This window comes from Acetobacter indonesiensis (genome assembly GCF_000963945.1).
In the GTDB taxonomy this organism is placed as follows: domain Bacteria; phylum Pseudomonadota; class Alphaproteobacteria; order Acetobacterales; family Acetobacteraceae; genus Acetobacter; species Acetobacter indonesiensis.
The window spans coordinates 22,553-32,144 of record NZ_BAMW01000011.1 but is presented as its reverse complement, the minus strand read 5'-3'; the positions used below and the strand labels follow the sequence as shown (position 1 = coordinate 32,144).

Below are 9,592 nucleotides of genomic sequence, written 5' to 3'. Positions count from 1 at the left end.
TCAGGCGGCTCCTACCGTGTGCAGGGTGTTCAGTGCCGTAATGACATCACGCATGCGGCTGCCCAGACTCCCTTTGACCAGCACGGCATCCCCCTTGCGCAACGCAGCGCAGACAAGAGGAGCCAGAGTGGCGGAAGTTTCCGCCCAAGCGCCCTGCTTTGCACGAGGCAGGGCATCAAAAAGGGATTTCATGTGGGGTCCGCAGCAAAAAACAAGATCAGCAGAGTTAGCGGCTGGGGTTGCCAGCGCGGCATGTTCTGCGGTGGAAAAATCGCCCAGTTCGCGAATATCGCCCAGAACGGCAATATGGCGGTTGGCGGGAAGAAGATGCAGCACAGCGAGCGTTGCCCGGATGGAAGCCGCTGACGCGTTATAGCTTTCATCCAGCAGGGTCACGTCTCCGCCAGCAATGGTCGCTAGCGCCCCACGCCCTTTGCCGGGCCGAAAAGCGGCCAACGCCTGTGCAGCGCGGGCAATATCGGCCCCGAAAGCCGCGCAAACAGCAAGGGTAGAGAGAGCATTGCGCGCCAGATGTGTGCCCGGAGCCTCAAGCCTTACCGGCACGGCTTTATCGCCCAGATGCGCTATAAAGGAAGACCCGCCATTGCTGGCAACTAGCCCATCCAGATGCGCAAAGCTGTTCGGGTTTTCCCCGCTTAACCAGAGGGTCGCGTCCGCTTTCTGTGCGACGTTCTGAAAAATAGCCTGTCCGTGGGCGTCATCGGGCACAATGGCGATACCGTGTGCAGGCAGGGCGGCAATGATGTCCGCCTTTTCCTGCGCAATGGCGTCCAAGCTGCCCATATGCCCCAGATGTGCTGAGGCAATGGTTGTAATGACGGCAACATCGGGTTGTGCCATACGCGCCAGCGGAAGGATTTCCCCCGGATGGTTCATCCCGATTTCGCTGATGCAGAATGCGGCCTCCCGTGGCAACCGGGCCAGCGTAAGCGGCACACCCCAATGATTGTTGTAAGATGCCTCGGCCGCATGGGTAGGGCCAAGCGCACTAAGTGCCACCCGGAGCATATCCTTGGTGGTAGTCTTACCCACGCTGCCGGTGACAGCGACCAGCTTGCCCTTGAAACGCGCACGGGCGGCATGGGCAAGGGCCTGCAACCCGGCCAAGGTATCGTCCACAACCAGCAGCCGAGGGTCAGTCAGTCCGGTGGTGTTATGCACCAGAACGGCTGCGGCCCCTTTTTCAAGCGCCATGCCAATATGAGCATGGCCGTCGCTGTTATCGCCCTTCAGGGCAATGAACAGATCACCGGGGGCGATGGTACGCGTATCAATGGAAATACCCGTGACAATGATTTCAGGCGCGGCCTGATCTTGGTCCGGTAGGTTTTCAGATCCAGCGATCATGCTGACGCCTGTCGGGAGAGCAGCGGGTGCTAGGGCGGCGGGTGAAGCTGAAAGAAAGTGACCGCCGGTGGCTGCTTCCAGTTCGGCACGGGTCCAGAGTACACTCATACCCCAGCGACCTGACGGGCGGTGTGGGTGTTTTGGCCAGCAAGCGTACGAATAACGTCAGCATCGTCAAACGGATGAACATCCGTGCCGATAATCTGGCCCTGTTCATGCCCTTTACCGGCAACCACCAGCACATCCTGTGGGCCAAGCATGGCAAGGGCTTCCGCAATGGCGGTGCGGCGGTCGCCAATTTCAAGCGCGGTGGGTGCGCCTGCTTTTACATCGGCACGAATGGACGCAGGGTTTTCAGTACGCGGGTTGTCATCGGTAATAATGGCGATATCCGCGCCCTTGACGGCTTCCTGCGCCATGAGGGGACGTTTACCTTTGTCACGGTCCCCACCGGCACCAAACACGACAATCAACCGACCAAGAGCATGGGGACGCAGAGACGCCAGCAGTCGGGCAAGTGCATCGGGCGTATGGGCATAATCAACATACGTGCTTGCACCGTTTGGCAGCACAACGGCGCGTTCCATCCTGCCTCGTACGCCCTGTAGGCGCGGAAGCAGATCAACCATAGTCAATAACGCGGCGTCATCGGGTGCGGCCAATGCGGCGGCCAGCAGGGCATTATCGGCCTGAAAGCGGCCGGGCAGCGCCAATGTTACTGTGCGTCTGGTGCCGTTGACATCCAATACCAGTTTCTGGCCGGAGGGCAGGGGCATATGTTCCAGCAAGCGCAGGGTTTCACCGGCTTCACCCACAGTGCGCAGATGCAGCTTGCGGGTGGCGGCAATAGTGCGCAAAGCGGCCAGTGTTGAGCTGTCCATATCCGCATTGGCGGCGGCAATGCCCCCGCTGGGAAGCAGATCAGCAAACAGTTTCAGTTTGGCCTGCCGATAGGCATCAACCGTGCCATGATAATCAAGATGATCGCGGGTCAGGTTGGTAAAGCCTGCCGCAGAAATGCGCAGCCCATCAAGCCGATGTTGTTCCAGCCCGTGGGATGATGCTTCAAGTGCGACATGCTGCACGCCTGCCTGTGCCAGCGCGGCTAACCCGTTTGCCAGAGCAACCGGGTCAGGCGTGGTCAGCGAGGGCATGGCGATGGGCGGAAGGTCTGTGCCAGTCAGACCGAGCGTGCCCACAGCAGCCGCTTTCAGCCCCTGCAATGCCCAAAGCTGGCGCACAAAGTCAGCCGTACTGGTTTTGCCATTTGTGCCAGTGATCGCAACCAGTTGTTCTGGCTGCGGGCCAGCCAATGTCGCGGCCATAACAGCCAGCGCATGCCGGGGCTCATCAGCCAGCACCAATGGGCGCTGGGGCACATTGGCGGGCCAGTCGGTGCCTTTGGGGGCCAGAATTGCGGCAGCCCCGTTTTCAACGGCACTGGCAATAAAGGCGCGCCCGTCGGTTTTTACACCCGGCAGCGCAGCAAACAGTGTGCCGGGGGAGACTGCGCGGCTATCGGCCGTAATGGCGGTAATCGTTACGGCCCCTGCATTGGGAGTGTCAGGCAGGCCAACGGCCTGCTGCAATGCTGAAAGTGTCTGGCTCATTCGTCCATGACCTCCCCACCATGTTTTTTAAGGTCGGCCAGTTTCTGCTTTTCCGCAGCTTTTTCAGCCTTGCGGGCCGCTTCTGCCTTGCGCGGGTCTCCGGGGTCATTACCCGGCCCGAGTGGCCGCACGCCGCGTGGCACTGGCGGATGCATGGGCAGCGCCATAGAGGCATCAATTTGTGCCGCATGTGCTGTATCCGGGAAGATTTGCAACATCGGGCCAATGCGGGAAATAATTTTGGACACTGTGGGGGCCGCGTTCCAGCCCGCAGTTGTCCAGCCGTGTGTCTGTGGGGTCGGCTTTGGGCTATCCAGCATGACATATACGGCATAGCGCGGCTCGTTCATCGGGAAGATACCCGTGAAGGCCGAGATGTTGACGTGTTTCAGATACCCGCCATGCGGGCCAATTTTTTCAGCCGTGCCGGTTTTGCCGCCCACAAAATACCCAGGGGATTCCGCTGTGCGGCCTGTACCTGCCGTAACGTCAAGCCGCAGCAGACGCCGCAACAGGGCAGAGTTTTTTTCTGACAGCACCCGTGTGCCTTCAGGTGCAGGCAACGCTTCTTCATCCGAACTGGTGGATTTTGACGCAGCATTGGCGGGCGTGGGGGCGGTTGCCGCAGCGGCAGCCTGTGCGAAAGCGGCGTTCTGAACCCCGTCGGCCAGCGTCTTGCCCTGATCAGCCGTCGGGGTTGCGTCTGGGGCATTGCCTGCGATTGCTGCGGCTGAGTCTTCACGCTCAAGCAGGGTAGGTTTCAGCAGAATACCACCATTCACCGTGGCGGCGGTGCCGCGCACAATGGCAAGCGGTGGTTCAGCCATACCGTGCCCGAACCCGACTGTCATGGTGGTGGAAATGCTCCACTGGTGTGGCACCAGCGGACGCGCCGCTTCAGGCAATTCAACGGGCACGGGGGCGAAGAACCCCATGCCGCGCATCCATTCAGACTGTTTCTTGCCGCCAACATCCAGCGCGATATGGGCTGCGGCCGGGTTGGATGAATAGGCCATCACTTCCGGCAGGGTCAGCCATTCACTGAAATGATCGCTTTTCATGTCAGAGATTTTGAAGCGACCAACATGGATGGGAACGGATGAAAAGCGATCCCAGATATGAATGGTACCGGTTTCAAGCCCCATGGCTGCCGTTTGCAGTTTGAAGGTTGAACCGGGTTCGTACAGCCCCGTCACAGCGCGGTTGAAGCGGGCGTCGTTAGTAGCGTGGTTGAATTCGTTAGCGTCATAGTCAGGCAGACTGACCATGGCGACGATTTCGCCCGTCCGAACATCCATGACAATGGCGCAGGCCCCGATAGCCTGAAAGGTTGTCATGGCCGTTGCCAGTTCATCACGCACCACTGACTGCACGCGCACATCCAGCGACAGGCGCAGCGGGCGATGGTCAGACATCAGGCGCTTGTCAAAATAACGTTCCACACCGGCAACGCCGTGGTCATCAATATCAACCGTGCCCATAATCTGGGCGGCCATATGCCCTAGCGGATAATGGCGGCGCTCACCGGGCTCAAAATAGATGCCGGGGATACCAAGGCTGTTGATTGCAAGTTCCTGCTGCGGGGAAATGTTGCGGGCAATATAAACAAACTGCTTGGGGAGCGAGAGCCTGCGGGTTGTTTCAGCTTCATCCAGATCTTTCAGAACGGATTTCAGCTTTTTGGTGACATCCTGCGGGTCGATCAGTTCCTGCGGGTTGGCATAGACCTGCGCCACAGGCAGCGATAGCGCCAGCGTCTGCCCGTTTCGGTCAACGATTGAAGCCCGGTGAACCTGCGGCAGAGAGAAATCTCCGGCAAGGCTGGCTTTGGGGTCAATTTTGGGAATTTCAGGAACCTGCGGCGCAATTTGCCGTTTTTCAGGTGCCATAGGGTGAAATACTGTAGCGACAGAAAGCTTCAGCGCCACAACGCCAAACAGGGTGCAGAACCCGGCTGCAACGGCCAGAAGCCTGACATGCATCTGATCCCGATGAGCCCGCACGCGAAAATCATCACCGGCGGCACCAGATGTGCGCCCAACGGTGTGTGTATGGTCAGGGTCGTGCGGCGGTAGGGCCATTGTTGGGGAGAAACACTTTCAGGCAGGAAGAAAAAATCAGTTGGTCATCGGTACAGGCGGCGGCAGAGCATCATCCCCGCGACCCAGCAATGACGCACTGCTGTAGGAAGATGTTGCTCTGGCCTCAACATATCCGGGAGATGCGGCCGGAGTATGGCGGGCACGGGCCGCGTGCCAGCTTGCAACTGTTACCGGAAGCGGATGCCTGACCTGCTGCTCACCGTCGCTATCCTGTGCTGTCGCGCGTGGTGTCACTGATGCCACGCGGGGCACAGCCGGGGTATGCCGAACAACTGGCTGCGGTGCTGGCGTTACACTTGCCACTGTTGCGATCGGACGCGTTGTGGGTGCAACCGGACGCATGGAGGCATCAGCCAGGATCTGTGGTGCCCGATGCGGCATTGCCGGACGCGGTGTGGGGGCAGGAATATTCTGCGCGGTGCGAACCGGTGCAGCCTCTACACCGTCTTCATCAAGCATGTGCGGTGCAACATCATGGCGAATAACGGCCCGTACTGGGGGCTTGGCCCGAACAGGCGCTGCATCTGCAACAATAGTGGCCGCATGGGGAGTCGCCGCGTCATCATCGGCGTCTGCATGGTCATGCGTTTGCGCGGCGACTGGCCGGATAGCGGGTTTCGCTTCGGCTACAACGGCAACGGGGGTGTGGGGTGGTGCGGCAGAATTCGTCTGAGCGGACGCAAGCGTAGCGGAAACCATACCCGCACGCGGGTCTTCAGCAGGACCACGACCTGTGGAGGGCAAATGTTTGTCCAGATCGGCCATGCGCACAAACTGCGCCGGGTCCATGGGGTGCAGGTCAACCAGATTGTGCTCGGCAAGACGCGTCAGGCGTTCTGGCTGATTTTCCAGCGCCCATTCCGTCCGCAACATGGCTGTCTGGGAGCGTGTGCGCTCGGTATCAGCGACGATTTTTGAAATCTGCTGATCAAGCACGGTTGTCTGATGTTTCTTTGTATAAAGAAAGAAACCCGATGAAATGGCCAGGACAGCGCAGCAGCAAGTAAAAGGCCGGGGGATCATGGAGTCTGTCCTTTACCTAAGGAAGCAACATCAGAATTACGCTTAACAACAGCACGAAGGCGGGCACTGCGGGCGCGCGGATTGGCGGCGCATTCGGCGTCACCGGGACGTATGGGCCGCCCGGTCAGCGCCGTAAAGGCTGAATCATCACCCTTTGTCAGTGCCGCGCGCGGATCATATCGTGAAAAACTTTGGGTCTTGCCTGTGGCGGCACCCATAACCCGTTTGGCAATACGGTCTTCCAGAGAATGGAAGGATACAACAACCAGCCGCCCACCGGGGGCCAGAAGATCAAGCGCCTGTTCAAGACCGCGTTCGATTTCACCCAATTCGTCATTGACCGCGATGCGCAGACCCTGAAAGGACCGGGTGGCGGAATCAATACCAGACCGGTCAGACGGCACCACCCGGCGGATCAAACCGGCCAGTTGGGCTGTGGTGGTGAAGGGGGTTTCGACCCGGTCAGCCACAATGGCGCGCGCAACACGGCGGGCGTGCCGTTCTTCCCCATAGAAATGGAAAATATCAGCAAGTTCTGTTTCTGGCGCAGTATTGACCAGATCAGCGGCAGTGCGCCCGCTTTTGGCCATCCGCATATCCAGCGGACCGTCCTGCTTGAAGGAGAAACCTCGTTCGGCCTCATCAAGCTGAAAAGAAGAAACGCCCAGATCAAGTACAATGCCGTTGAAGGCAGGGGCATTGGCCTGCTGCGTCAGTTCCTGCATGGAGCCGAAACCACCATGCAGCATGTGAAGGCGAGACTGCCCCGTCGCATCGACAAACGTGCGGGCAAGCGCATGACCGCGGGCAATGGCGTCCGGGTCGCGATCAATCCCCCACACGGTGCAATCGGCACTGTTCAGAATGGCTGTGGTGTAACCGCCGCCGCCAAACGTGCAGTCTAGAATAGCGTCCCCGTCAACGGGTTTCAGGGCGTCCAGCACTTCCGCCAGCATGACGGGAATGTGGCCAGCGGTGTCGGGCATGGGAATAGCATTAGGCATGGCGTTCATGGAGCCTCGCCTTCGCGGGCTGCAGGAATGCTCACCCGACGGGACCGCATGCGCGCTTCGGCACGGCGCTGCTTTGCGGCTTCAGGCTCCCAGATCTGAAATGTGCGGCCCACGCCCATGAAGGCAGCATTGGCGGCATCTGTCAGCCCGGCATGGTCGCGCAGAAAATCAGGCAGAATGATACGGCCTTCACGGTCAGGGTCCATGGGGTAGGCGTCTGCATACAGGGCAGCGGCCAAGTCATCGTGCTCGTCGGAAAACATGTCCAGACGGTCTAGCGGTTGCGTCAGATGGGCAAACGCAGCGGACGGCCAGGCTTCAATGCAGGGCATGGTGTGCGATGGGCGCAAAATCACCAGAGAATCACCTTCCGTATGCAAAGCCTTCAGGACTGTGCGGAACCCGGCCGGAATCGAAACGCGCCCTTTTGCGTCGAATCGATTTTCATGCGTGCCGAGGAACACACTCACGAGAGACGAAATCCTTCCGAGTCAAACCTTTCCGTTCGCAGAACAGCGGGAACGGTGCCGCCTGCACCACTTCTATGGTGTGGTTTGGGATAGCATGGGATTTTATGGGAGGCAAATTAAAACGACAGAAAAAACAGCAGAAAACTGCGATTTATAAAGTATTCTATCAGAACTGTTCGGGCGTTGAAGATAATCAATACAGTAACAGTAAACAAAAGATAACCATAGAATGTTCCTAAAATGTTCTCATTTTAGTGTGATTTATGCAGATTGCCCATGAAATCCCACGGGTGATGGGTCTTAAATGTATGTAATGCCAGACGGTCTATAAGCCGGGTTCTGTCCGGCCCCAAACGGGGCGTGGACGGTCATTCATCTGGGACCCGCTTCGCAGCGGGCCTCACGCAACCAACCCGAGCAACGGGGCGAAAGACCCCTGAAACCCTTGCAGGTTTCTGTTGCTCCTATTCGGTTTTGCTCCCGGTGGGGTTTACCATGCCCCCTCCGTTGCCGGAGGAGCGGTGCGCTCTTACCGCACCGTTTCACCCTTACCTTCAGCACTGTCCCATGGTTTCCCATGATGCAGACCAGGAAGGCGGTCTGTTTTCTGTGGCACTTTCCCTAAGGTCGCCCTCGCCGGTCGTTAACCGGCACCGTTCTTCCGTGGAGCCCGGACTTTCCTCCCCCTTGTAAAACAAGGCAGCGACCGTCCAACCGTCTGGCGGCTGCACCCTGCGTCGGCTGTGCAGGCAGGTCAAGGGAAAACGCAAAATCGATTGGGGGCCTTGTCGTTACGGCCCGTCTTGCGCCAGATTTTACCAGGCTTGCACAGCAGATGAATCATACAGGAGGTCTGGCGCACCATGGCAGAACACTTCGCTCGGCACCACAACGAGACCGCGCCCATCACCCCTAATCTGCCAGCGCGTATCTTGCTGGGATGGATCAAATGGCAGGCGGCACATCGTGCCCGCAAGGTGGCGCGCTCAACCCGGCAACAGGCGCTGGAGCAGGAAAGTATGCCGTCTATTCCCGCGCCGGAGCAGGTTGTGGATCATGCTGTTGCGCAGGCGTCTTTTTTGAAAACATTGCGAAAGGTCATGGATACCCCATCCTTTCCCACGCGTCTTTCAGCCTTTGGCTTGCGGAAAGTCTATGCTCTTTCCATTCCCGATGGTGCCGGTGGGGTTATGGCGGCCCGTTTGTATGTGCCGCATGGTCGGGTGAGGGGAGCCGTTTTATATCTGCATGGGGGCGGCTTTGTGCATTGTGGGCTTAATTCGCACCACGGTATCTGCTGTCGGCTGGCACGCGCCTCTGGCGCGGCTGTGCTGCTGCCCGATTATCGTCTGGCCCCGGAACATCCTTACCCTGCCGCCGCTGATGATGCTCTGGCTGCGTTGCGTTGGCTTGTGGAGGCGTCGCACCGTCATTGGGGTGGGGCCGTTGCCGTTGCGGGTGATAGTGCCGGGGGAAATCTGGCTGCGGTACTGGCGCAGGATGCCAAGGCCGGGGCCGTGCAGGCACCGGTTTTGCAGTTACTCTACTATCCGTCCCTTTACGGGGCAGAGGCTTTTCCGTCGCATGATTTCTATTCCGAGGGTTATTTTCTCTCTCGCCGGTCCATGCAGTGGTATGGCGAACAGTATATTGCCTGTGAGGAAGACTGGACTGCACCGCGCTTTGTTCCGGGTAAGTGCGTCGATCTGACGGGTCTTGCACCTGCACTGATTGTTACGGCTGAATGTGACCCTATGCGGGATGAAGGGGCAGCTTACGCAAGGGCTCTAACAGCAGCGGGCGTTGCTGTGCGCTATATCTGCTATCGCGGTGCGCTGCATGGATTTCTGAATTTCTATTCTCTGATGCCGCCGGGGAAATCTGCGCTTCGTGCTGGAGCGCGGGCTTTGCGCAAAGCTTTTGCAAAGACTTCAAGCGGGAAGAGCGTTTAACCGTTTCAGGTTCTGATGAAATAAATCAGGGCGCGAATTTCATGTATGCGCCCT

Annotated in this window: 7 protein-coding genes and 1 other RNA gene; 1 reads left to right on the top strand and 7 read right to left on the bottom strand. The window is 58.7% G+C overall.

Annotation, left to right across the window (positions count from 1 at the left end; all coding sequences use genetic code 11):
• The 7 genes from Abin_RS04480 to rnpB form a co-directional block, all read right to left on the bottom strand.
• Positions 1-1,476 (bottom strand): UDP-N-acetylmuramoyl-tripeptide--D-alanyl-D-alanine ligase, encoded by a 1,476-nt coding sequence (locus Abin_RS04480; protein ID WP_048845160.1) that lies wholly within the window; start codon positions 1,474-1,476, stop codon positions 1-3.
• Positions 1,473-2,978, bottom strand: coding sequence for a UDP-N-acetylmuramoyl-L-alanyl-D-glutamate--2,6-diaminopimelate ligase (locus Abin_RS04475; RefSeq protein WP_048845159.1), 1,506 nt, complete (start codon positions 2,976-2,978; stop codon positions 1,473-1,475). Before Abin_RS04475 ends, Abin_RS04480 begins: the two co-directional genes overlap by 4 nt.
• Positions 2,975-5,059, bottom strand: coding sequence for a peptidoglycan D,D-transpeptidase FtsI family protein (locus tag Abin_RS04470; protein ID WP_048845158.1), 2,085 nt, complete (start codon positions 5,057-5,059; stop codon positions 2,975-2,977). The genes Abin_RS04475 and Abin_RS04470 overlap by 4 nt, the downstream gene beginning before the upstream one ends.
• 36 nt (positions 5,060-5,095) lie before the next feature.
• The gene (ftsL, locus tag Abin_RS04465; RefSeq protein ID WP_048845157.1) at positions 5,096-6,103 is read right to left on the bottom strand and encodes a cell division protein FtsL; all 1,008 of its coding nucleotides are present in this window, start codon (positions 6,101-6,103) and stop codon (positions 5,096-5,098) included.
• Entirely contained in the window at positions 6,100-7,116 is a 1,017-nt protein-coding gene (gene rsmH, locus Abin_RS04460; protein ID WP_048845156.1) for a 16S rRNA (cytosine(1402)-N(4))-methyltransferase RsmH, read from the bottom strand. Before rsmH ends, ftsL begins: the two co-directional genes overlap by 4 nt.
• Positions 7,113-7,586, bottom strand: a complete 474-nt coding sequence (mraZ, locus tag Abin_RS04455; protein WP_048845155.1) for a division/cell wall cluster transcriptional repressor MraZ — start codon at positions 7,584-7,586, stop codon at positions 7,113-7,115. The genes rsmH and mraZ overlap by 4 nt, the downstream gene beginning before the upstream one ends.
• A gap of 312 nt (positions 7,587-7,898) precedes the next feature.
• Positions 7,899-8,308, bottom strand: an RNA gene (rnpB, locus tag Abin_RS04450) — RNase P RNA component class A.
• Positions 8,309-8,449: 141 nt separating this feature from the next.
• On the opposite strand from rnpB, the gene Abin_RS04445 reads away from it, so the two are divergent.
• Entirely contained in the window at positions 8,450-9,538 is a 1,089-nt protein-coding gene (locus Abin_RS04445) for an alpha/beta hydrolase (protein ID WP_048845154.1), read from the top strand.
• The last annotated feature ends 54 nt before the right edge of the window (positions 9,539-9,592 follow it).

Coding starts and splice junctions, on each gene's coding strand:
- Abin_RS04480 (WP_048845160.1), bottom strand. CDS start 1,476: ATGAGTGTACTCTGGACCCGTGCCGAACTGGAAGCAGCCACCGGCGGT.
- Abin_RS04475 (WP_048845159.1), bottom strand. CDS start 2,978: ATGAGCCAGACACTTTCAGCATTGCAGCAGGCCGTTGGCCTGCCTGAC.
- Abin_RS04470 (WP_048845158.1), bottom strand. CDS start 5,059: ATGGCCCTACCGCCGCACGACCCTGACCATACACACACCGTTGGGCGC.
- ftsL (WP_048845157.1), bottom strand. CDS start 6,103: ATGATCCCCCGGCCTTTTACTTGCTGCTGCGCTGTCCTGGCCATTTCA.
- rsmH (WP_048845156.1), bottom strand. CDS start 7,116: ATGAACGCCATGCCTAATGCTATTCCCATGCCCGACACCGCTGGCCAC.
- Abin_RS04445 (WP_048845154.1), top strand. CDS start 8,450: ATGGCAGAACACTTCGCTCGGCACCACAACGAGACCGCGCCCATCACC.